The sequence below is a fragment of the Cryobacterium sp. Y62 genome (assembly GCF_002929785.1).
Lineage (GTDB): Bacteria > Actinomycetota > Actinomycetes > Actinomycetales > Microbacteriaceae > Cryobacterium.
The window spans coordinates 68,826-90,965 of record NZ_PJJK01000108.1; the positions used below are offsets into that span (position 1 = coordinate 68,826).

Here is a 22,140-nt window from a genome sequence, read left to right on the forward strand (position 1 = left end):
TGCGGGCCGGATTACGCACGACCGCCAGCGCTGATCGCCTGGCGATCTGGCGGTCGCGGGGGGCTCGAACAGCGTGAGGGGCGCAGGTCGCAGACCGTCAGAGTTGACGGACGGACGGGCGATATCGGCGGGCTCGATGCGGAGCGCATTCTCGAGATCGGCCGGGCCCTTCCGTGGGCGGAGTCTATGCGGCGTCGGGGTGCGGCTTGTGCGGCAGGGCGCTGCGCCAGCTCAGACCCTGCGCGGCCTTGACCGCACAGATCACCAGCAGCAACCAGCCGAACTCAGACAGAATGGTGCTCTCCGCCGCGCTGGTCACCAGCAGGGTGACGAGTATGAGCGGCGCCCAGACGTAGACCAGCGAGCGCTTGTTCGAAGCGAGCAGCCAGGAACGCACGAAGGCCAGCAGTACGAGGGCGAGAAAAGCGAGAAAGCCGATCAATCCGACCTGAAAGTACACGTCAAGGTAGGCGTTGAGGCCGGTCAGATGCGCACGCCCGGTGGTGAATTCAAGCCAGCCGTATGGCGTGACGTCCTGCGGCCAGAATCCGGCCCAACCCCAGCCCTCGAGCGGATGCAGCTCCACCAGCCGCCACATCTCGCTCCAGAGCGAGTATCGCGCTTCAAACTCACTGCCGGCGTTGAGAGTGTCGATGATGGTCGTGCGACCGAGCCAGGCCGCGCCGGCGGCGACGAGGGCCGCGCTCAGGAGGCCGAGCTGCAGCATCCGTCTGCCGGCAACGGGGGTGCGACGCAAGCGGTAGAGCGCGAGCGCTGCGACGCTGACGCAGATCGCGACGACGACAACGACGGGGGAGCGGGAGAGTACCAGGCAGATACCGGCCAGCCACATCGAGCCGAGGCCGAGGCTGCGCGGAATCGACCGGGCGCGCAGCTCGACGTAGAAGGTGACCGCGGCGATGAGCGCGATGAGTCCGAAAACGTTGCGGGAGCCGAAGATGCCCTGGATCGGGCCGAGCTGGTCGATGTCGCCGACCACGTCGAGAAAGGCGATCGGCAGGTCGAGCAGCAGACCAGAGAGCACTTCGAGCACGATCGAGAGGCCGAGAAGCACGCGCAGCACATCGCCGATGGCGCGCACCACCTGAAAGGTGTCGCGCACAAGGGCCACGTAGATGGCGAGGAATCCGACGGTGATTTGATAGCTGACGCCGATGAGCGTCTCGGTGACGTAGCCGCTCCACACGCCGGACACTGCGCACCAGGCCACGAACACGATGATCGAAATGGGCAGCAGGCCGTGCCATTCCACGATCGGGCGGCGGGCGAGCAGCGAGGCCACCGCGAGCAGGACGAGGCCGCCGAGAATACCGATGAGACCGGCCCAGCCCATGACGCTGCGCAGCAGATGGGTACTGAATGCGGTCGCCAAAATTATGAGCGTGAGTGCGGCCGCGAATTTCGGCGACGCGAGCACCCGGCGCAGGTCCTCGGGCAGGGTGGTCATGCTCTAATTTACCGCGCGCAGGTCACGGCATCGGCCTGGGCGCGTGCTGCTGCCGTTTGGTGACGACGGCGAGCACGATGAGAGTCACCCAGCCGCTCTCGATGAGCAGTCGGCTCTCGGCCACGCTCTGCGCGATCAGCGCGGCGAGCAGCAGCAGGGGCAGCAGTGCGGAGACGGCGAACGGTTCGGTGTCTTCGATGCCGAGGCGCGGCCGGTCGACGGCGAGGAACCAGGCCCGCCAGAGAGTCGAGAAGACGAGGGCGGCGAACAGAACCACGCCGATGATGCCGAGCTGCAGCCAAACGTCGAGCCAGGCATTGTGCGCCTGCAGGTAGGTGACGCCCTTGCGCACGGCGAGGTCGTTGAACGGTTCGACCCACGGCACCCAGTAGCTCACCCAGCCCCAGCCAAACAGGGGTCGCTCGAGGGCGAGCCCGGTGACGCTGGCCCAAATGTCGAAGCGGCCGGTGAGGTCGTTGCTGCGGCCGAGCAGGCCGAACAGTTGTGCGGAGAACAGTGCGAGCGCCGCTGCGATCGCCAAAACGGATGCCGTCGCCACGACATACAGCGGCCGCCGGTGCTCGTCGTGCAGTCGTCTGGCCCAGAGCGCGAACAATAGGGCCGCGACGACCGCGACGAGCGAGACGGTGACCGTGGCTGAGCGGGTGAGCAGTAGCATCCCGACGGCCAGCGCCAGCCAGACCAGTCCGGCGTTGCGCCTGACGATGTGGGCTCTCAGTTGCACGGTGAACACGATGATGGCTATCAAAGCCGTGAATCCGAGCAGGTTGCGGTTGGCGACGATGCCCTCGATTGGGCCGCCATTTAACAGTAGGCCCCTGCTCCAGTAGAAGGCGCCCGGCACGTCAGCGGTGCCGTAGTCGACGAAGAACGGGAGCACTTCGTGTTGCACAACAACCGCCACGAACAGCTCGAAGACAAGGGAGAGGGCGAGCACCCAGCGCAGGGCGCCGGCCAAGGTGCGCAGCAGCTCCGGCCAGGTGAGGGTCACGGCCAAAAACAGCGCAGCGAGGGTGGTGATCAGCTGCAGGATAACGCCGAGAGCGGAGGCCCCCGGGTAATACGACCACGCGATCGACAGGGTAGCCAGCAGCAGAAAGGCGGTGATGGTCTTCGGAAATTTGCGCCAGTTCGGCAGCGGGGCCAGGGCTGCCCGGTAGGTGTGGCCGCGGGCGATGTCGCGGTCGGTGGGGGTATCGTCGTCGACGGCTGCTTGCGCTGTGGCTGCATTGGCGGTTGCCCGACGGCGGGCGTTGTGGCGCTGGGTACCCAGGCCGATCACGCTGCCAATGACCACGATCACGGCGATGGCGCCGAAGCCCCACCAGCCGCCGAGGTTACGCCAAAACTGGCCGGCCAGAACCGTGAACCAGACGAAGGTCGCAAAGAGTCGAATGGCGAGACGACTCTGTACAGCGGACATGGATTTAGATTACCGGTGTTGTTCCGTTGGGTTTCGCGAGATTGTTCTACCATGTCGCGAAAATGGGTAAACGGTTGCGTCGCGGTGGCTGAAACAACACTTCACCCGCTTTCGCGGAAAGTTAGCGGGTTGAGAGGGAAAGATCGGGGGAAACCAGAATGTTGTATTCGTGGGCCAGGGCGCTGAGGGCGGCGCGGTAGCCGCACATTCCATGCACGCCTGGGCCTGGCGCGGTCGACGACGAGCACAGGTAGACGCCGTCCAGGGGGGTGCGCCACGGGTCGCCCGAGAGCACCGGGCGGCGCACGAGTTGGGCCATGCTGACGGCTCCGGCCGCGATGTCGCCGCCCACATGATTGGGATTGTGGTTCTGCATCTGCGCGGCGGTCTGGCTGTAGGAGGCGAGAATGGTGTCGCGAAAGCCCGGGGCGAAGCGTTCGATCTGTCGGGTGATTTGCTCGGTCTGGTCGCGGGTGGAGCCCGCCGGCACGTGCGTATAGGCCCAGAGGGTGTGTTTTCCGGCGGGAGCGCGAGTGGCGTCGAGAATGCTCGGCTGCGCGGCGAGCACATAGGGTGATTCGGCGTGCCGCCCGCGGGCAACAGCGTTTTCGGCACGAGCCTGGTCGGCGCGGGTGCCGCCCACGTGCAGGGTCGGCGCTCGCCGTAAGTCGGTCGCGGTGAAGGGAACCGGTTCGGAGAGGGCGAAATCCACCTTGGCGACGGCGTTGCCGTAACGAAACCGTTTCATGGATGCCGCGTAGCTGGCGGGTAGGGCGCCGTCGGCGAGCTCGAAGAGGGCGCGTGGCGTCAGGTCGAGTAGCACGATGCGGGCCGGCGGCAGCTCTGCGAGGCTGACGATCTCGGCATCCGTCACGATCTCGCCGCCGTGCGCGAGCAGATCGTCGGCGAGGGCCCACACGATGGCGCCGCTTCCTCCGGTCGGAATCGGCCAGCCCCCGGCATGCGCGTGCGCGGCGAGCACGAGCCCGGCCCCGGCAGTAGACGGGCTCGGTAGCCGCCCGATCGAGTGGGCGAAGGTGCCGGTGAGTAACGCCGGCGCGGTCTCGCCGGTGAAGCGCCAGTTCCAGGCCGGGCCGCCCTGCTCGAGGGTGCGCAGCCCGAACCTGGTCAGGGTGAGCGGATGCCGCGGCACCCGGAGCAGCGTATCCCCGGTGAGTTCGGCGATGGCGTGGATGTGGTCGACCAGGGGCTCGAGCAGGTTTAACCAGGCCGGGCCGTCCCGGCCGAGGCCGGCGGCCGTGCGTTCGATGTCGTGCCAGGCCACACCGGCCAGGCCGCCCGGCAGCGGATGCCCGTAGGAGATCTCGGGAACTGTGAGTTCGATGCGGTCCTTGAGGCCGAACTTCTGAAAGAACTCGGAGGCCAGGGCGAGCGGATGCACCGCGCTCCCGACATCGTGGTGAAACCCGGGCAGGGTGAGTTCGGCGGTGGCCGCCCCGCCACCGATCGCCGAGTTGCGCTCGTAGACGCGCACTCTGAGGCCAGCCCGGGCGAGAGTTACGGCGGCGGCGAGACCGTTCGGGCCGGATCCGACGACGATCGCGTCGAGCCCCTGGTCGGTCGTCACGCGGGGCCGGACTGGAGTGGGCTCATTCCGACACCGTATCCCGGGCGGGGCGCGGGCGCACCCCCGCCCGTGGATTCAGGGCCGTTGGGATCAGCTCAGACGAAGGCGGCCTGGCCGGTGATGGTGCGGCCCACGATGAGGGTGTTCATCTCCTGAGTGCCCTCGTAGGAATAAATGGCCTCGGCGTCGGCGAAGTGCCGGGCCACGTTGTACTCGAGGGTGACGCCGTTGCCGCCGAACAGCTCGCGGCACCAGGCCACGCTTTCCCGCATGCGGCTGGTTGTGTACGCCTTGGTCAGCGCGGAGTGCTCGTCGCGCTGCACGCCCTCGTCTTGCAGCTGCGACACCCGCACGACCATGCCGAGGCTTGCGGTGATGTTGCCGAGGCTCTTAACCAGCAGATCCTGCACGAGCTGGTGACCGCCGATGGGCTTGCCGAACTGCTCGCGTTCGTGCGCGTAGGCGACGGCCGCGTCGTAGGCGCCGATGGCATTGCCGACCGCCGCCCACGACACCTCGGCGCGCGTGGCCCGCAGCACCTTCGCGGTGTCCTTGAACGAGTTGGCGTTCTGCAGGCGCAGGCTCTCGGGAACGACCACGTCGGTCAACACGATGTCGGCGTTCTGCACCGCGCGCAGGCTGATCTTGCCCTCGATTTTGGTGGCACTGTACCCGGCGGTGTCGGTGGGAACGATGAAACCCTTGACCTGTTCGTCGGCCGTGTCCTTGGCCCAGATGATGGTCACGTCGCTGAAGGTGGCGTTGCCGATCCAGCGTTTGGCACCGTTCAACGTCCAGCTGTCACCGCTGCGCGTGGCGGTGGTGCGCAGGCCCTGCGCTGCGTCCGAGCCGCTCAACGGCTCGGTCAACCCGAACGCCCCCACGATCTCGCCCGAGGCCAGGCGCGGAATCCACTCGGCGCGCTGCTCGTCCGAGCCCGTCGCGTCGACCGTGCCGGCGGCGAGACCGGTCTGCACGCCGACGAAGGTGGCGACGGATGCGTCCACTCGCGCCAGTTCCAGCGCCACGAATCCCCGGAAAACTGCCGAATTCTCAAACGGTTTCGTGGACTCCCAGCCGAAGGAGTACACGCCGAGTTCGGCGAGGGGCTTGATGACCTGGGTGGGGAATTCGGCGCGGTCCCAGCATCCGTTTGCGATCGGCCGTACTTCGTGTTCGAGGTAGGCGCGCAGCTTGAGGATGGCCGCCTGTTCGGGCGCGGTGAGCAGGTTTTCGTAGCCGAAGAAGTCGCTGCCGAGTAGTTCAAAGTTCATGGATGCTCCGTTGCACGAGGGCGGCCGACGTGCGACCGGGGAAGTGCGCCCAGCCTAGGGTCGTTGGCTGGACGCCCCAACCCGGTTGGTAGTTTGGTCTAAACAGTTGTAGAAGGAGTCGTACATGTTTGTGGGCATCGCCAACACCCCGCGCAATTACGCATGGGGTTCCACCCATGCCATCGCTGACCTGCTCGGCCGCACGGCGTCGGGCGGGCCGGAGGCCGAACTGTGGTTGGGAGCCCACGCCGGGTCACCGTCGGTGATCGAGGATCCCGCGCTGGTCGGCGGTTTTTTGGACCTCGCCGCGTGGATTGCTGCGGCGCCGGAGGTGGCACTCGGTGCTGATTGGGCCAGTCGAGAAGTGGATGCGGCCCCACGCCTCCCATTTCTGCTCAAGATTCTCGCGGCCGGTCGCCCGCTGTCGCTGCAGGCGCACCCGACGAGCGAGCAGGCCCGCACCGGGTTCGAGCTTGAGAATGAGGCGGGCGTTGCCATCGACGCTGGCAATCGCAACTACCGCGACCCGTTCCACAAGCCCGAGCTGCTCGTTGCGCTCAGCGACACCTTCGAAGCGCTCTGCGGCTTTCGGCCGCTCGCTGAGGTACGCGGCATTATTGCCGAGTTGCGGCTGCTCGATCTCGCGACCGAGAATCCGCAGGCCTCCATCATCGACCTGCTCGAGAGCCACCTGACGCGGGGCCTGCCCGACACCGTCGACTGGCTGCTGCGCGATGGGCGCGGCGGAGATTCGGGCGAGGTGAAATGGCTGGTCGAACGGGTCGTGGGGCTCGCCGAACACGCCGAGTTTCTGGCCGAGGGGGGAGCGGCCATCGGCTATGCCCGCGAACTGGCGGCGGTGCGTGTGCTCGCCACCGAGTATCCCGGCGACCCCGGAATCGTGCTCGCCCTATTGCTGAACCGGGTCTCCCTGCAGCGCGGCGAGGCGATGTTTCTGCCAGCCGGCAACATCCACGCGTATCTATCCGGGCTCGGCGTCGAACTCATGGCCGCCTCCGATAATGTGCTGCGCGGCGGGCTGACTCCCAAGCACATCGACATCGAGGAGCTGCTCGCGGTACTCGACTTCACTCCGGCACCCTCGCCGTACCTCGCGCCGATCGTCGACGCGCCCGGGGTATTGCGGTATCGGCCGGACGTGCCCGACTTCGAGCTCGTGCAGATCGAAGCGGATGCCGACGCCGCGACGTCGACGCCCGTCACGATGCGGCAGATCACCCTGACCGGTCCGGCGATTGCCATCTGCACGGCTGGCGGGTTTCTGGTGGCCGGGGCCGCGTCGTCGCGGCCGCTCAAGCGCGGCCAGGCCGTGTACATCACGCCCGACGAGGGCACGCTGACCTTCGCCGGAACCGGCGAGGTGTTTCTGGCGACGACGGGCGCGTAGCCGCGCTGCGCCTGTCGGTGGCGGGCTAGCTGGCCTTGCGGGGGCCAAATGCCCGCCGGTAGGCGGTGGGCGTGGTCTGCAGAACCTGCAGAAAATGATGGCGCATCACGGCCGCCCCACCGAAGCCGGTGTCGACGGCGATCTCCTCAAGGCTGTTTGAGGAGTCCTCGAGCAATTCCTGCGCCCGAAGCAGCCGCTGCCGATTGAGCCAGCGGGTCGGCGTGGTGCCGAGTTCGGCGCGAAACCGGCGGGCGAAGGTGCGCGGCGACATAAGCGACTTGCGGGCGAGCAGATCGACGGGTAATTCCTGGTCGAGGTGGCGCAGCATCCACTCGGTGACGGCGGCGAAGGATTCGTCCTGGCAGTCGACGACCGGCGCTTCGATGTACTGTGACTGGCCGCCATCGCGCTGCGGCGGCACCACCATGCGGCGCGCGATCACGTTCGCGACAGTCGCGCCCAGTTCCTTGCGTACGATGTGCAGCGCAGCGTCAATGCCGGCGGCGGTGCCGGCTCCGGTGACGACGTGGTCGTCTTCCACAAACAGCACGTCGGGGTCGACGGTTGTGTTCGGGTAGGTCCGGGCGAGGGCTTCGGTGTACATCCAGTGGGTGGTGCTGCGGCGCCCATCGAGGATGCCGGCCTCGGCCAGTACGAACGCGCCGCTGCACACGCTGAGCACCCAGGCGCCACGGGCCTCGGCGTCGCGCACGACCTGCAGCACGCGCGGGTCGATCGCCGCACCGGTCTCGTAGGCCGGGATCGCGATCAGGTCCGCGTCGGCGGCAGCCGAGAGGTCGTCGTGCACGACGATTTCAAAGCCGATCTTGGTGCGAATCGGGCCGGGTTCGGCGGCGACGACGTGAAAGTCGAACGCCGGCCCGCCGTGCGCGCTGCGATCGATGCCGAACACCTCGCAGATGACGCCGAATTCGAACGGCGCCAGACCCGGAAGGGTGACGCAGACGATTTTTTGAAGCATGGGCATCCGTTCTGCTGAGATGGAACCGGAAACGGGAAACACTGGATCTGGCAGGAATGTGTCGAACAACGTCTACTCTGCCGCTCGCGGCAGAAAAGCACAATACATAGAGTTCCTGCCATGTTCATCTTTATGTTTCTCCTCACAGTCCTCGCGATTGCTGCTGTTGTGGCCTCGATTCGCTCCACCGGGCGCGACGGTTACGGTCGCCAAGCCATCAGAGAAACCGACGACGATGAGGCACTGATTCGCCGGCGCTAGCCTGAAGCGGTGGCACATCGGTGCCACCGGGAACGAGCGGGGTAGTATGACGTGGTTGGTAACTGGCGGAGCGGGCTATATCGGAGCCCATGTGGTGCGCGCTTTTCAGGCTGAAGGGCTCGACGTGGTCGTGCTCGACGACCTCTCGAGTGGCCACGAATCTTTCGTGCCGGCCACAGTGCCCTTCGTACGCGGCAGCGTGCTTGACGGCGACCTGCTCGTGCACACCTTTCGCGAGCATGACGTGCACGGCGTCGTGCACGTCGCCGGATTCAAGTACGCCGGCGTTTCGGTGCAACGCCCCCTGCACACCTACGAACAAAACGTCACCGCGACGGCCACGCTCCTCGCCGCCATGGACGCGGCGGCGATCGACCGCATCGTGTTCTCCTCGAGCGCTGCGGTCTACGGCACGCCGCACACCGACCTCGTCACCGAAAGTACCGCGAAAAGCCCGGAATCGCCCTACGGCGAATCCAAACTGATCGGCGAATGGCTGCTGCGCGACCAGGGTGTCGCGACCGGCCTGCGGCACACCTCGCTGCGCTACTTCAACGTCGTCGGCTCGGGCGAACTCAGCCTGAGCGATACCAGCCCGCACAACCTCTTTCCCCTGGTCTTTGCCGCTCTGCTCGATGGTCGCACCCCGCGCATCAACGGCGATGACTATGCCACGCCGGACGGCACCTGCGTACGGGACTACATCCACGTCGCTGATCTGGCCCTCTCGCACGTCGCCGCCGCCGGCCGGCTCGACGCCAAGGAGGCGATCGAGCCGGTCTACAACCTCGGCAGTGGCGACGGCGTCTCGGTCGGCGAGATCATGGTGACCGTGCGCCGGGTCACCGGCATCGACTTCAGCCCGGAGATCGGACCGCGCCGCGTGGGTGACCCCGATCGCATCGTCGCGTCCGGTGCGCTCGCGGCCCGTGATCTGCGCTGGAACATGCGCCACACGCTCGAGCAGATGGTGCAGAGCGCCTGGGACTCTTCCCGCGCTGCCGTGCATTGAGGGTCGACACGCCGCCGAGGGCGCCGATCGTACTGTGTTCGCAACGTTCAGGTACCCCCGAGTAGCCGAATTTTGTCGCCGTTGGCGCGTCGCAACTCTCTAGCCCGTATTGAGGGTTTACGATTTGCGACTTGACGCGATCGAATTACACGGGTGTAATTAGGTGCGGCACCAGTTGGTGCGGATCGAGCGCTGGGAGACGATATGGCATTACCTGACTATCGTTCCGGAGTACCAGAGGACTGGTTCGTTGACCCCGTCACCCTCGGTGTTCCGGGAGTACGACAAGACCACGGCGACGAGAACCTGCTGGCCTGGCAGGCCGATTCCCTCTGCGCGCAGACCGACCCCGAGGCATTCTTCCCCGAAAAAGGCGGTTCCACCCGCGACGCCAAGAAGATTTGCTCCGGCTGCGAGGTGCGCAGCGAATGCCTCGAGTACGCGCTCAGCAATGATGAGCGGTTCGGCATCTGGGGCGGGCTGTCCGAGCGCGAACGTCGCAAACTGCGCAAGCGCGCCTAACCTAATTCGCGCAGTTTTAAGCGGATGCTGCCAGCCGGCTCGGTCCGGGTGCAGTCCCCTCAGCCCTTGCGCCGGGCTGACGTGGTCGGCAGCGGGCCATGTTGCGGCTGCGCTTCGCTATTGCCCTGCCAATATTTGAGGCGCGCCCTCTCGCTTGAGGTGCAGCGACCGATCCCGACCTAGGCTGGTGCTGTTATGCAACCGAGAGTCACCGCCATCCTTGTCGCCCGAAACGGCGCGAAACACCTTGAGCGAACTCTCAAGGCGCTGTCGTTGCAAACCCGCAAACCCGACATTGTGATCATGGTGGACTGCGGATCGAGCGATAAGACGGCCAAGATGCTGGCCGATTTTGGGCCGACACAGTTTATTGCCGCCGATGCTGACCTGAACTTCGGGCAGGCGATTGCCGCCGCCGTGCGCGTGACCACGCCGCCCACGCACGACCGGGAGCTGCTCTGGCTGCTCGCCCAAGACAGCGCCCCAGACCCGACCGCGCTCGAAGTCTTGGTCGATGCGCTCGAGATTGCGCAGTCCGTTGCGGTGGCCGGTCCCAAGATCATGGAGTGGATCGCCAGCGAGTACATTCACAACTTCGGCGAGTCGATGACGCCGTTTGGCGCGACCGTCACCCTGGTGGAGAGTGAACTCGATCAGGGCCAGCACGATGGGCTGAGCGATGTCCTCGCCGTCAGCGCCGGTGGAATGCTCGTGCGCCACCAAGTGTGGGAACAGCTGGGTGGTTTCGACCCAGCCCTTACGGTCGTCGACGACTCCCTCGACTTCTGCGTGCGGGTGCGCCTCGCCGGGTATCGCGTGTCGGTTGTTCCGGCCGCCCGGGTAGCCTCGGCCGGCGACGGCGTGGCCGGACCGAACCAGTCATCCCGGGGGCGCCTGCGCCGCCGCCGGGTGCGGGCCGAACGTTCGGCGCAGCTGCACCGCCGCCTGGTCTACGCGCCAGCCGGAGTGCTCGCCCTGCACTGGCTGACCCTGCTGCCGCTCGCCTTCATCCGCTCGATCGGGCAGCTGCTGCGCAAGGAGCCCGGCGCGATCGTAGGCGAATTCTCGGCTGCGTTCGGCGCCGCTTTCAACGGCATGCGGGTGAGAAGCGCCCGCCACACCTTTGCCAAGACCCGCACTCTCGGCTGGGATGCCATCTCCACCCTGCGCGTTCCCTCGGTCGAAGTTCGGCGACGGCACTCGCTCAAACGGGAGGCGAGCTTGTTCGGCCTGCACGGCGAACGCGCCGAAATTCGGTTCTTCTCCGGCGGCGGAGCCTGGACCATGCTCGCCGCCGCGGTTGTCGGCATCGTGATGATGGTGCCGCTGCTTGGTGCCGACACTCTCATCGGGGGCGGGCTGCTGCCGCTGTCGCCAAGCCTGCCTGAACTGTGGGCAAGCGTCGGCTACGGCTGGCGCGACCTCGGACTCGGTTTTGTCGGCGCCGCCGACCCGTTTGCCGCTGTGCTGGCCGTGCTCGGCTCCATCGCGTTCTGGTCGCCGTCCTTTGCCTTCGTGCTGGTCTATGCGCTCGCCTTTCCACTCGCTGCGGTCGGCGCCTGGATGGCTGCGACCCGCCTGACCGACCGGGGCAGCCTGCGCGCCCTGGCCGCCACCCTGTGGGTGCTGGCCCCGAGCTTTCTGGTCGCCCTTGCCGATGCCCGCCCGGCCGCCATCCTCGTGCATCTGCTGCTGCCGTGGCTGTTTTTCAACTGGTTCGCGGCCGCGCGTACCTGGTCGTCTTCCGCCTCGGCTGCACTGCTGTTCGCGGCGGTCGTGGCCTGTGCGCCCTCTCTCGCCCCGGCGCTGCTCGTGGTCTGGCTGCTCAGCGTGGCCATCGCCGGTCGTCGCGTGATGCGTTTCATTGGCATTCCGCTGCCGGCGTTGGCGCTCGCGCTTCCGCTCATTGCCGACCAAGGCCTGCGTGGCACCTGGCTGAACCTCGTCGCAGACCCGGGCCTGCCCGTGTCGAGCGCTCACACACCGACCCTGCAACTGCTGCTCGGGCTGCCCGGAGGCAGCGGCTGGGCTGACGTCCTCGATCAGTTCGGGGTGCCCGGTCTCGACCCCCAGCTGCTCGTGCCCATCCTGCTCGCACCCATCGCCGTGCTCGCCCTGTTGGCGCTGCTGCTGCCGGGCGCCCGGCTCGCGGGCGGCGCCTGGCTGGTCGCCCTGCTCGGATTCACCACAGCCCTCGCCGCCAACCAGCTCGTTCTGGCCGCCATCGGTGCCGAACCGGTACGCGTCTGGTCGGGCGCCGGGCTCAGCCTGTACTGGCTCGGCCTAGTCGGCGCCGTCCTGATCGGCCTGCGCGCCCTGCGCCGGTTCGCAGCGGCGGCCGGAGTCGTCGCCGCCCTCGCCCTGGTCGTCGTGGTGCTGCCCCTTCTGGCGTCACTGCACCTCGGCACCGCCGCCGTGCGCGAGGGAACCGGGCGGACCCAGCCGGCCTTCGTTGCCGCCGAAGCGCAGATCGATGACCGGGTCGGCACCCTGAAGCTCGTTCCGCAGGCCGATGGCGGCCTGCTTGCCACGATCGAACGCGGTGTCGGCGCCACGCTGAACCAGCAATCCACCCTGGACAGCACCGACCAAAGGCTGAGTGTCCGCGAGAAAGCACTCGCCGAGCTCGCCGGCAACCTGGCCTCACGCAGCGGGCTCGACACCAGCGCAGGTCTGGCCGAATTCGGCATCCGCTTCATTGTCTTACAGCCGGCCGACGCTGATGTTCTCGCCGGTGACACCCCGCTGCGCACCGAAACCGCCCTGGACGGAAATGCCGCGCTGGCCCCAGTGGGCGACACCGAATTCGGGCGACTGTGGCAGTTCGGCGAAACGGATGCTGGCGGCGGCGTTCCAGCGCCGGCTCGTGCTGGCGGCGTCTTCGGCCTGATCACCCTGCTGATCGCCGTCGCCGTGGTGGGCAGCGCCGTGCTGCTGTCGCTGCCGATCGGCGCGGGCCGCGAAGCCGTGCGCCAGGCCAACCGCGATGCGATTCGCCGCGCGGCCAAGGCCAACGCCAGGCAGAAACCGAAACGCACGCGCCGGGGCAAGAACGTTGCCGCTGCCGATCTGGACGCCGATCGGGAACCGCCGCGCGGTACCGATTTAGAGGCCGACCTGGCCATGGACCGGGAAACCGGCGTCGGTACCGGGCTGGAATCGTCGACGGAAGACGCTGTGGAGAACGATCATGCCCGCTAGAAGCACACTCGCCCGCATCGGCAGTCGGGCCGGCCGCGGCGTGCTCGGTCTCGTCGGCATCGCCGTCGTCGTCGCTGTCGGCGCGGCCTCGATCCTCGTGACGCTGCCGACCATTGAGAACGAACCGCAGTTGAGCGAGATCGCGCCGCTGCCGAGCGAGCAGCAACGGGTCTGCCCTGGCCCGCTGCTGACCCTCGCCGAGGATTCGACGCAGGCTCAGTCGGCGTCGAGTGTCGGGTCGGCAGCGGCCGTGTATGGCGCTATCGAAGCCGACGAAAGCGAGTTCGACCAGATTCGCCCCGAGGTTACCGAGATCAGTGCGGTCGACGACTCCAACAGTCGGCAGCAACCGCTGCTGCTGACTGTTCCCGTGCAGGACGGCGTCACCGTGCCGCCGCTCGTCACCGGCAGTCAGTCGCAGGTCGTCAGCACCGACACCCTGGGCGGGCTCGCTGTCGCGGCCTGCACCGAAGCGGCCAGCGAGAGCTGGATCGTCGGAGGATCCACCGATATCGGCGGCAGTAGCCTGCTGCTGCTCAGTAACCCGACGACCGTGCTGGCGACCGTCGACGTCACCGTTCACGGTGAGAGTGGGCTCGTCGACGCGCCCGGCGCCTCCGGCATCCTGGTGCAGCCCGGCGAGCAGCGTGTCATTTCTCTGGCCGGTCTCGCCCCGAACCTGAAATCCCCGGTCGTGCGTGTTTCGTCGCGTGGCGGGCAGGTAGCGGCAGCACTGGAGCAGAGCAGCATCCGGGGGATTGAACCCGGCGGAGTCGAGATCATCGGCGCCACCGCCACACCGGCACCCAACCAGACCATCGCCGGGGTGCGTGTCACGTCGGCCGTTGCCGCGGACACCGTCACCACCGGCGAGGGGTTCAACGCCGACACCCCATCAATTCGGGTGTTTGTGCCCGGCACCGAGCCGGCGACCGTGCAGATCGGCGTCACCAGTGCCGACGGGGCTGCCGACGGCACAACGACCCAGGTTAAGATTGAGCCCGGCGTGGCGACCGAGGTTCCGCTGTCACCATTGACCGTGGGTAGTTTTTCGGTGAAATTACGCTCCGACCAGCCGATCGTCGCGGCTGCCCGCACTTCCAGCGCGGGCGCTGACGGCCGGGACTTCGCTTGGTTCGCGGCCTCGGCACCACTCGAGGGTTCGTTCACGGTAGCCGTCGCCGAGGGGCCAGCACCGACCCTGCACCTCGTCAACGGCGGGGGAGCGAATGCTGCGCTCACCCTCACGCCCGATCGCGGCTCTCCCGTTGAGCTACAGGTCGACGCCGGGGCGAGCGCGACAGTTCCGCTAGTGAGTGGGGCTCGCTATCTGGTGAGCGGCGGGGAGTCGGTGTGGGCGCTCGTGGACTACTCCGGCGAGGGCTTGCTGTCGTCATTCACAGTGAGCCCGCCTGGACCGCTCGCGTCGTCGATCCGTGTCTACACGCACTAGCTGTTTGTCGTTCCGGGATCTTCGGGAGTCTTCGGAGGTCTCTGTTTGCTTTTGGGACTCTCGCCCGGAACGTGGGTTCACGTTTATAAACCGGGCCGGCGGAGCGGCCCGGTTTCCTAACACCGGGCGTTGCCCGGCGCGCGCTCTTCGGCTTTTTCGGCCCGGGCCCGGGTCCGGTCGTCCGGCGCGGGGCATCCGTTCTGGTGCGGCGGTCTTTCGTGGGTACGCAGCTTTCGATGGCAGACTGAACACTCGACTCGTAACCCGCTGGGAGCCGCTAGTGACGCTTGACCCTGTGCTTGACCCTGTGCTTGACCCGATCGCCCGCGCGGACGTCGCCGTGATCGGCGGATCCGGACTTTACGAACTCGTCGACCCCGCAACTGCGGTGACGCATCGGGTTCCGACACCGTACGGGTCGGTGTCGGTCACGATCGGCCTGCGCGCCGCTCGCCGTGTCGCATTTCTGCCACGGCACGGCAGCGGCCACAGCGTAGCGCCGCACTTGATCAACTATCGGGCCAATCTCTGGGCCCTCGCGTCGATCGGCGTGCGCGCGATCATCTCGTCCTCGGCGGTGGGCGGGGTCACGCCAGAGTATCCGCCGGGGCTACTCGTCGTCACTGACCAGTTCATCGACCGCACGTCCGGCCGCCCCGATACTTTTTACGACCGGGAATCGGTGCAGCACCTCTCCGCCGCAGACCCGTTCGACCCTCAGCTGCGAGCGTATGCTCTGCGCGCGCTCGAGGATCTTGGCGAGAACTTCGCTGCTACCGGCACGGTGGTCGTCATTCAAGGTCCGCGGTTTTCCACCCGGGCGGAGTCGGTCTGGTTCCGTTCGATCGGCGCGCACATTGTCAATATGACCGCGTATCCTGAAATCGTGCTGGCCGGTGAGCTCAACATGGGCACGGTCAACCTCTCCTTCGTGACGGACGCCGATGCGGGACTCGCGCCGACGCCTTCCGCCGTCGCGGACAGCGCGGCTGGTCCCGTGGTCGATACTCACGGCTCTGCCTCTTCTGGCTTGCCCAGGCCCGGCGTGGGCGCTTCCGGTCTTCCCGCGACGTCCGGCCCTACCTCGACCAGCGAAACGGATGCCGTCACGGCGTCGGTCGTGTTCCGTCGCCTCGGCGAGGCCCAGCCGCGCATTCTGGCGGCGATCGACGCGATACTTCGCGCCTTACCGACCAACTTCGCCCCGCGCGAGGTCATCGACCCGGCCCAGGTCGAAGCCGTTCTAGCGCGGGCCGTGCTGTCGGATGTCGTGCGCGGTGATTCCAGCACTGCCGTGCCGTGCTGCCCGGCCGAGGATCTCACGTGACGGCCGGTCGGCCTGAGGCTCGTCGCATGCTCCCCGATGCGCCCTGGCCAACTAATGGACCTACTGGTGCCAGTTACCCAGGCCTCGCATGAGCGGCGTCCGCTTGCTGATCACGGGCGGCGCCGGATTCATCGGTTCCGCAATTGTTGAGGCTGCCCTCGCCCGCGGCTACGAGGTGCGCGTACTGGACTCACTGCGCACCGACGTTCACGGCCCCGCGGCCGAGGTGCAAACCGTTCCGGGCCCGGGCCCGGAACGTGGGCGCATGATGGAACGTGGGCCCGGTTTCTTGGCCAGGGCCCGGAACATGAGGCCGGCGGGGCTGGACCCACGGGTCGAGTTCGTGCATGGGGACGTGACCGACCCCGCGATCGTAGCCGGCGCCCTTACCGACATCGACGTGGTCTGTCACCAGGCCGCCAAGGTCGGCCTCGGCGTGGACTTCGCCGACGCCCCCGATTACGTGCACAGCAACGAGGTCGGGACGGCCGTGCTGCTGGCTGCGATGGCCGCGCGGGGCATCCGTCGTCTGGTGTTGGCATCGTCCATGGTCGTCTACGGCGAGGGCAGCTACCGAGGCCCAAACGGCTTCACCCGGCCCGGCCCTCGCCTCGCCAGCGACCTCGATGCCGGACGTTTCGATCCCCTCGACCCGGGCACCGGGGAGCCGCTCGAGCCCGTTCTGGTCAGCGAATCCGATCCGCTGGACCCGCGCAACGTCTACGCGAGCAGCAAACTCGGCCAGGAATACCTCGCGACCGCGTGGGCCCGCTCGACCGGCGCACGCGTCGCGGCCTTGCGCTACCACAACGTCTACGGTCCGGGCATGCCGCAGAACACGCCTTATGCCGGAGTCGCCTCATTGTTTCGCTCAGCACTCGAGCGCGGCGAAGCTCCCCGCGTGTACGAAGACGGCCGGCAGCGCCGCGACTTCGTACACGTACGGGACGTCGCCGCTGCCAACGTCGCCGCGCTCGACTTTACCGGGCTTGATTACACACCGCGGGCTGCCGGCCTTGGCCCAGTGCCTCCGGACTCCGCATCTGCTGAAATCGCGTCCACCTGCTCGATAAATTCTGATTCCGGAATATTTCGTGCGTTCAACGTCGGCAGCGGAATCGTTCACACCATCGGTGACATGGCGACCGCCCTTGCCGCGGCGGCGGGCGGCCCAGCGCCCATCGTGACCGGCGAGTATCGGCTCGGCGACGTGCGGCACATCACGGCGTCGTCCGAGCGCTTGCGACAAGAACTCGGCTGGTCGGCGCAAATCTCTTTCGACGACGGAATGCGCGAGTTCGCCACCGCCCCGCTACGCGCCGCAGTGCGCCCCTGATACCGGCCCGCTTCGTCTTTTGGGGGCGAATTCAGGAAATCGGGTGCGGCTGATACGGACACGCCTTGTTTTCGGGGCCGAACGAGCTGGCCGCAGGTAAATTTCCTGAATTAGCCGCCGACACTGCCCGTGACGAGCCGTCCGAACCAACCCCGACCACCGGTCAGCCAAGCGGATGCTGCGGCAGCAGCAAATCAAACCGGCACCCGCCTTCAACATTGGTCACCGTCACCTGCCCGTGATGGGCCTCAGCGATGCCCCGAACGATCGCGAGTCCGAGCCCGGCCCCACCGCTTTGACCGCCGGTTCCCCAAGCGGACACCGTGCGCGGCTCGCTCGCCCGCCATCCGGCCTCGAACACCCGGCCGAGGTCTGGTTCGGGGATACCTCCGGCCGCATCGACGATCGAGATGATCGCCCGCCCGTCAACGTGCTGGGTCGCGGAGACCACGATTGCGCTGTCGGCCGGCGAATGCTGGATGGCGTTCATCACGAGGTTGCCAACCGCGCGGGCGAGCTTGCGGGCATCCGCTTGCAGTATCAGACCGCGCTCGCCCTCGAAGCGCAGGTCGAGCGACTTCGCGAGGGCAACCGGCGCCAAGTCGGCAACCGTGTCGCTGATCAGGTCATACAGGGATATCCGTTCGAGCGACAGCTGCAGCGCTCCCGAATGAATTTTCGACAGTTCAAACAGGTCGTCGACCATGCCGCTGAGGCGGTCGACCTGCCCGCGTATCTGCACGTGGTACCGCTCGGGGTCTGGCGCCATGCCGTCTTCCAGCGCCTCGGCCATGGCCCGGATTCCGGCGAGCGGGGTGCGTAGATCGTGGGAGATCCAGGCTATGATTTCGCGTCGGGAGGCCTCGATGCGCCCCTCCCGTTCGCGGGATTCAGCCAGCCGATCGGCGGTTGCGGCCAGTTCCCCGGCGAGTGCTGCGAACTCCGTACTCGTATGCCCATCGGCGGATATACCCGATTCGCCTCGTCCGATGCTCGCGGCGGCGGCCCGAAAATACCTGTTGTCGCGTGCGAGCGAGCGTCCGAGCAGCGCTGCCATCATGAGTGACACGATGCCAGCTACCGCTGCAACCACGCAGAAAACAATCAGATCGTGCGTCGACAGATACATCAGCGAGGCGACCGCTGCGGTTCCGCTCAGCACCGATGCGACGGTGGCGAAGGCGACGACGACGATCTGGGTTACCAGCGACCCGCGCGACAGCAGCCGCAATGCGAGCAATCCGAGTGCGCCCACGACCAGCGCGCAGCCGAGTGCTATGCCGACGACCGCGGCGAACACCGACGCTGTCATGTCGTGTCGCCGGCGTTCTGTGCACCATCCGTGTTCTGTGCGCCCCGCGAAGTCCCGGCGTCCTCCGCCGACACCGCGACATCCGCAGCCCCCGCGCCCAGGGGCACAGGGTCGAACCGGTAGCCGACCCCCCAGACCGTGTTCAACACGAGCGGATGCGCCGGGTCGGCTTCGATCTTCTCCCGCAGCCGCCGCACGTGCACGGTCACCGTGGACAGGTCACCGAATTCCCAGCCCCAGACCGAGCGCAGCAATTCCTCGCGGGTCAGCACCTTGGACGGGCGCCAGATCAGGTAGGCGAGCAAATCGAATTCGCGTGCGGTGAGTACGAGAGCGGTCCCGCGCAGGCGAATTTGGTGCGCGGCCAGGTTGAGGGTGAACTCGCCGGCCTCGAGAATTCCCTCCGGGATCGACTCAGACCGGCTGCGCCGCAGCACCGACTGCACCCGCAGCACGAGTTCCCGCGGCGAGAACGGTTTCACCAGATAGTCGTCGGCGCCAGCCTCGAGTCCGGCGATGCGGTGCTCTTCCTCGCCGAGCGCGGTGAGCATGATCACCGGCAGGGCGCCCCAATTCTGCCGAATACGCCGACATACTTCGATGCCGTCGAGCAGCGGGAGCATTCGGTCGAGCACGACCAGATCGGGCGGTACCGCCTCGGCTCGGCGTAGTCCGGCGAGTCCGTCGGCGGCTTCGTCGACGATGAATCCGGCGGAGCGCAGGTACTGTCCGACCACCTCACACACCAGCGGATCGTCCTCGATGACGAGCACACGGCGCCCGGTCAGAGCATCGGCTTGCGGCGGCGCGAAATGTTGGGAGGGGGGCACCCCCTCAGACTAGGCGCGCGACCTCGGTACCGCGCGACCGGTCTGGTCGCCCGGTCAACGGAGGCCCCGCTCGGACCACCACCAACCGTTCGGGGCCGGGGCCCGGACCGTGGGGTGGGCCCGGTCGACCGTTCGGCTTGGCTGGTATTTGTCTGGTGTAGAGCTGCTGCGCATCCTTCCCCGGTTCGTAAGCTCTTTCGCCCCGAATGCTCAGACGCCGTGCTTAGTCTCTAACCATGACGAGTATTCGGGTTGACGTCGTGCTGCCCTGCCTGAACGAAGCGCAGGCGCTTCCGTGGATTCTCGAGCGGATGCCCGCCGGCTACCGGGCGATCGTGGTCGACAACGGATCTACGGACGGTTCGGCTGACCTTGCCCTTGCCTTCGGCGCGCACGTCGTGCATGAAACCCGTCGCGGGTTCGGCGCCGCCGCCCACGCCGGACTCCTCGCCGCGACCGCGCCGATCGTCGCGTTCTGCGACGCCGACGCATCAATGGACCCGCGCGACCTGCCACTCGTGGTCGACCCTATCGCTCAAGACGACGCCGATCTCGTGCTCGGACGACGCCGCCCAACCACCCGAAATGCCTGGCCGCCGCATGCCCGGTTAGCAAATACCTATCTTTCTTGGCGACTGCGCCGAATAACAGGTGTGAACATTCATGACCTCGGCCCCATGCGGGCCGCCCGCCGCGACCACCTGCTCGCCCTCGATCTGCACGACCGCCGCAGCGGGTATCCGCTCGAGATGTTTCTCAGCGCTGCCGCGGCAAATTGGCGCATCCGCGAGGTCGACACCGGCTACGCGCCGCGGGTTGGCCGCAGCAAGGTAACCGGGACCGTGCGCGGCACCCTCACCGCCATCCACGACATGTCCGGCCTGCTCCGCGCTACCAGCACCATCCGGAACGATAACGACGCCAGTGTCAGCGCCGACCGAACCAGCAGCGTCACCAGCGCTGCCCGCGCCAGCCGCAGCGGGGGCCGCTCATGACCACCATCGTCGTCATCGCCAAGGAATGCCTGCCCGGCAAGGTCAAGACCCGTTTGCACCCGCCGCTCTCGCTCGAGCAGGCCGCTCTTCTCGCCGCATCGAGCCTCGCCGACACCCTCAAGGTCGCCGTACAGCTACCCGCGACACGCCACATTCTCGCCTTCGATGGTGTCACCCCGCCGCCAGAGGCATCCGATTGGCAGATTCTGCCGCAAACCAGCGGCGCACTCGACGAGCGCCTCGCCGCCATCTTTGACCACCTCGACGAGCCCACCCTGCTGCTCGGAATGGACACTCCGCAGATCAGCGCCGAGATACTCGCACCAGTATTCCAAAACTGGAATGAAACGGATGCCTGGTTCGGCCCCGCCAACGACGGCGGATTCTGGGCACTCGCGCTGAAAAAACCCAGCGGCGCGCTGCTCCGCGGCATCCCAATGAGCCGCTCCGACACCGGCGCACACCAGCTGCAACGCCTCGACCAAGCGGGCCTAACGGTGCGCCTGCTACCCGCGCTCACCGACATCGACACCATAAGGGATGCCCACACCGTCGCCGCGATCGCCCCCCACACGCGTTTCGCGCGTGCCTTCGAGGAGATGCGGACGTCCGCTCAACCCGGTAATGCGAACCTACGCGCCCCCGAACAGCGCACGACGAATCAGCCCCCTGCGGATGGGCGAGCTGCCGACGTCTGCACCCCGCACCTGCACGCGGCGGCCCTGCGTACTGCCGAACTGCAGGCGGCCGACCTGCTCACGCTGACCGGGACACGCTCGTGAGCCTGGTCTCCCCGCGCTTCTGGGATCAGCCGGGAAAATGGCCCGTCAGCGAGGGTGCGGTCGGCGCTGACCGATTCGTTTCCGAGTTCGTCGGGCAGCTGGTCGCGCATGCGGCAGCGGACCGTTCGGCCGCAGACCAGACGACGACCGACCGGTTTCGCCGCCCGACTACCTTCGGTTCCGGCGGATCCGAACCGTACGCCCAGGCCCTGCAGAGCGACGACAATGTGCTCTACCTGCACGGCCGCCGCCACGACGCCGATCCGGAAACTGCCGCCAGCGTTTCCACCATGCACGCCGGACGGTGGAGCGCCGGAGCCGATGCGACCGACCGTTCCCTACTTGCAGTCGTCGCCGGACCGGTGCTCGACATCGGCTGCGGACCGGGCCGAATGATCCGGGCAGCGATGAACGAAGGCCTCGACGCACTCGGTGTCGATGTGTCACCGACCGCCGTGCGGATCGCCCTCGCCGCCGGACTTGCCGTGCTGCACCGCTCCGTCTTCGATCACATTCCGCTCGCGGGAACCTGGGCAACCCTGCTCCTAGTCGATGGCAATATCGGCATCGGCGGCGACCCCGACGCGCTCCTCGAACGCTGCGCCGCGCTGCTCGCCCCCGACGGCGTGCTCGTCGTCGAGGTGCACCGCGACCCCGAACACGACCTCGCCTATGTTGGTACCCTGCACGACGCCGCCGGACACACGAGCGACGCCTTTCCCTGGGCCGAACTCGGAGTCAACGCCCTGTGTCGCCGGGCCGCAAAAGCAGGTCTAACTCCGGTCGCCGAATGGTCCCGAGGTGGCCGCGCCTTCGCCCGCCTCGCTCGCGCTTAGTCGTTCATCTTCCCCGCTTCGGTCAGGTGGGCCGGATCAAGGAAGTCACGAGTCTGTCCGTGCACCGTCGATCTCCAATGTCTGAGCGCGGAGTGGATGACCCGTTGAC

At 67.2% G+C, this 22,140-nt stretch carries 18 protein-coding genes; 11 read left to right on the plus strand and 7 right to left on the minus strand.

What is annotated here, in order from left to right:
• Positions 1-184 precede the first annotated feature (184 nt).
• The 4 genes from CXY71_RS10960 to CXY71_RS10975 all read right to left on the minus strand — a co-directional run bounded on the left by CXY71_RS10960 (position 185) and on the right by CXY71_RS10975 (position 5,774).
• Complete coding sequence (locus tag CXY71_RS10960; protein WP_104135643.1) at positions 185-1,468, minus strand: O-antigen ligase; 1,284 nt, start codon at positions 1,466-1,468, stop codon at positions 185-187.
• A 22-nt stretch (positions 1,469-1,490) separates the two neighbouring features.
• On the minus strand, positions 1,491-2,912 hold the full coding sequence (locus CXY71_RS10965; protein ID WP_104135644.1) for an O-antigen ligase: 1,422 nt from the start codon (positions 2,910-2,912) through the stop codon (positions 1,491-1,493).
• Positions 2,913-3,033: 121 nt separating this feature from the next.
• Positions 3,034-4,500, minus strand: a complete 1,467-nt coding sequence (locus tag CXY71_RS10970) for an NAD(P)/FAD-dependent oxidoreductase (RefSeq protein ID WP_104135645.1) — start codon at positions 4,498-4,500, stop codon at positions 3,034-3,036.
• A 95-nt stretch (positions 4,501-4,595) separates the two neighbouring features.
• Entirely contained in the window at positions 4,596-5,774 is a 1,179-nt protein-coding gene (locus CXY71_RS10975) for an acyl-CoA dehydrogenase family protein (RefSeq protein WP_104135646.1), read from the minus strand.
• Positions 5,775-5,898: 124 nt separating this feature from the next.
• On the opposite strand from CXY71_RS10975, the gene manA reads away from it, so the two are divergent.
• The gene (gene manA, locus CXY71_RS10980; protein ID WP_104135647.1) at positions 5,899-7,182 is read left to right on the plus strand and encodes a mannose-6-phosphate isomerase, class I; all 1,284 of its coding nucleotides are present in this window, start codon (positions 5,899-5,901) and stop codon (positions 7,180-7,182) included.
• Between the two features lie 25 nt (positions 7,183-7,207).
• Here the strand turns inward: manA and CXY71_RS10985 are convergent, their stop codons facing one another.
• Positions 7,208-8,164, minus strand: coding sequence for a GlxA family transcriptional regulator (locus CXY71_RS10985; protein WP_104135648.1), 957 nt, complete (start codon positions 8,162-8,164; stop codon positions 7,208-7,210).
• A 120-nt stretch (positions 8,165-8,284) separates the two neighbouring features.
• Here CXY71_RS10985 and CXY71_RS21100 point away from each other — a divergent pair, with 120 nt between their 5' ends.
• From CXY71_RS21100 to CXY71_RS11015, 7 genes are all read left to right on the plus strand, one after another.
• The gene (locus CXY71_RS21100; protein WP_158253062.1) at positions 8,285-8,425 is read left to right on the plus strand and encodes a hypothetical protein; all 141 of its coding nucleotides are present in this window, start codon (positions 8,285-8,287) and stop codon (positions 8,423-8,425) included.
• 46 nt (positions 8,426-8,471) lie between these two features.
• The gene (galE, locus tag CXY71_RS10990; protein WP_104135649.1) at positions 8,472-9,437 is read left to right on the plus strand and encodes a UDP-glucose 4-epimerase GalE; all 966 of its coding nucleotides are present in this window, start codon (positions 8,472-8,474) and stop codon (positions 9,435-9,437) included.
• A gap of 204 nt (positions 9,438-9,641) precedes the next feature.
• Positions 9,642-9,959 (plus strand): WhiB family transcriptional regulator, encoded by a 318-nt coding sequence (locus CXY71_RS10995; RefSeq protein WP_104132008.1) that lies wholly within the window; start codon positions 9,642-9,644, stop codon positions 9,957-9,959.
• 195 nt (positions 9,960-10,154) lie between these two features.
• Positions 10,155-13,160 carry a glycosyltransferase family 2 protein gene (locus CXY71_RS11000; protein ID WP_104135650.1) on the plus strand — a complete coding sequence of 1,002 codons (3,006 nt, stop codon included), beginning with the start codon at positions 10,155-10,157 and terminating at the stop codon, positions 13,158-13,160.
• Positions 13,150-14,613 carry a DUF5719 family protein gene (locus tag CXY71_RS11005; RefSeq protein ID WP_104135651.1) on the plus strand — a complete coding sequence of 488 codons (1,464 nt, stop codon included), beginning with the start codon at positions 13,150-13,152 and terminating at the stop codon, positions 14,611-14,613. Before CXY71_RS11000 ends, CXY71_RS11005 begins: the two co-directional genes overlap by 11 nt.
• A gap of 280 nt (positions 14,614-14,893) precedes the next feature.
• Complete coding sequence (locus tag CXY71_RS22035) at positions 14,894-15,940, plus strand: MTAP family purine nucleoside phosphorylase (protein WP_233204602.1); 1,047 nt, start codon at positions 14,894-14,896, stop codon at positions 15,938-15,940.
• An 88-nt stretch (positions 15,941-16,028) separates the two neighbouring features.
• A complete protein-coding gene (locus CXY71_RS11015) occupies positions 16,029-17,276 on the plus strand; it encodes an NAD(P)-dependent oxidoreductase (protein ID WP_104135652.1) in 1,248 nt (415 codons plus the stop codon).
• A gap of 163 nt (positions 17,277-17,439) precedes the next feature.
• On the opposite strand, the gene CXY71_RS11020 is transcribed toward CXY71_RS11015, so the two are convergent.
• Together CXY71_RS11020 and CXY71_RS11025 are read right to left on the minus strand one after the other, a co-directional pair.
• Positions 17,440-18,588, minus strand: coding sequence for a sensor histidine kinase KdpD (locus tag CXY71_RS11020; RefSeq protein WP_104135653.1), 1,149 nt, complete (start codon positions 18,586-18,588; stop codon positions 17,440-17,442).
• A complete protein-coding gene (locus CXY71_RS11025; protein WP_199184283.1) occupies positions 18,585-19,418 on the minus strand; it encodes a response regulator transcription factor in 834 nt (277 codons plus the stop codon). The genes CXY71_RS11020 and CXY71_RS11025 overlap by 4 nt, the downstream gene beginning before the upstream one ends.
• 236 nt (positions 19,419-19,654) lie before the next feature.
• Between CXY71_RS11025 and CXY71_RS11030 the strand changes: the two genes are divergently transcribed.
• Genes CXY71_RS11030 through CXY71_RS11040 form a run of 3 tightly spaced genes read left to right on the plus strand, consistent with a single transcriptional unit; the run spans position 19,655 to position 22,031 of the window.
• Positions 19,655-20,413, plus strand: a complete 759-nt coding sequence (locus CXY71_RS11030; protein ID WP_104135655.1) for a glycosyltransferase family 2 protein — start codon at positions 19,655-19,657, stop codon at positions 20,411-20,413.
• Positions 20,410-21,195 (plus strand): DUF2064 domain-containing protein, encoded by a 786-nt coding sequence (locus tag CXY71_RS11035; protein ID WP_104135656.1) that lies wholly within the window; start codon positions 20,410-20,412, stop codon positions 21,193-21,195. Before CXY71_RS11030 ends, CXY71_RS11035 begins: the two co-directional genes overlap by 4 nt.
• On the plus strand, positions 21,192-22,031 hold the full coding sequence (locus CXY71_RS11040) for a bifunctional 2-polyprenyl-6-hydroxyphenol methylase/3-demethylubiquinol 3-O-methyltransferase UbiG (RefSeq protein WP_233198141.1): 840 nt from the start codon (positions 21,192-21,194) through the stop codon (positions 22,029-22,031). Before CXY71_RS11035 ends, CXY71_RS11040 begins: the two co-directional genes overlap by 4 nt.
• Positions 22,032-22,140: the final 109 nt, after the last annotated feature.

What these genes read in the sequence shown, in the direction of transcription:
- CXY71_RS10960 (WP_104135643.1), bottom strand. Translation starts at nt 1,468, where the DNA reads ATGACCACCCTGCCCGAGGACCTGCGCCGGGTGCTCGCGTCGCCGAAA.
- CXY71_RS10965 (WP_104135644.1), bottom strand. Translation starts at nt 2,912, where the DNA reads ATGTCCGCTGTACAGAGTCGTCTCGCCATTCGACTCTTTGCGACCTTC.
- CXY71_RS10975 (WP_104135646.1), bottom strand. Translation starts at nt 5,774, where the DNA reads ATGAACTTTGAACTACTCGGCAGCGACTTCTTCGGCTACGAAAACCTG.
- manA (WP_104135647.1), top strand. Translation starts at nt 5,899, where the DNA reads ATGTTTGTGGGCATCGCCAACACCCCGCGCAATTACGCATGGGGTTCC.
- CXY71_RS10985 (WP_104135648.1), bottom strand. Translation starts at nt 8,164, where the DNA reads ATGCTTCAAAAAATCGTCTGCGTCACCCTTCCGGGTCTGGCGCCGTTC.
- CXY71_RS21100 (WP_158253062.1), top strand. Translation starts at nt 8,285, where the DNA reads ATGTTCATCTTTATGTTTCTCCTCACAGTCCTCGCGATTGCTGCTGTT.
- galE (WP_104135649.1), top strand. Translation starts at nt 8,472, where the DNA reads ATGACGTGGTTGGTAACTGGCGGAGCGGGCTATATCGGAGCCCATGTG.
- CXY71_RS10995 (WP_104132008.1), top strand. Translation starts at nt 9,642, where the DNA reads ATGGCATTACCTGACTATCGTTCCGGAGTACCAGAGGACTGGTTCGTT.
- CXY71_RS11000 (WP_104135650.1), top strand. Translation starts at nt 10,155, where the DNA reads ATGCAACCGAGAGTCACCGCCATCCTTGTCGCCCGAAACGGCGCGAAA.
- CXY71_RS11005 (WP_104135651.1), top strand. Translation starts at nt 13,150, where the DNA reads ATGCCCGCTAGAAGCACACTCGCCCGCATCGGCAGTCGGGCCGGCCGC.
- CXY71_RS11015 (WP_104135652.1), top strand. Translation starts at nt 16,029, where the DNA reads ATGAGCGGCGTCCGCTTGCTGATCACGGGCGGCGCCGGATTCATCGGT.
- CXY71_RS11020 (WP_104135653.1), bottom strand. Translation starts at nt 18,588, where the DNA reads ATGACAGCGTCGGTGTTCGCCGCGGTCGTCGGCATAGCACTCGGCTGC.
- CXY71_RS11030 (WP_104135655.1), top strand. Translation starts at nt 19,655, where the DNA reads ATGACGAGTATTCGGGTTGACGTCGTGCTGCCCTGCCTGAACGAAGCG.
- CXY71_RS11035 (WP_104135656.1), top strand. Translation starts at nt 20,410, where the DNA reads ATGACCACCATCGTCGTCATCGCCAAGGAATGCCTGCCCGGCAAGGTC.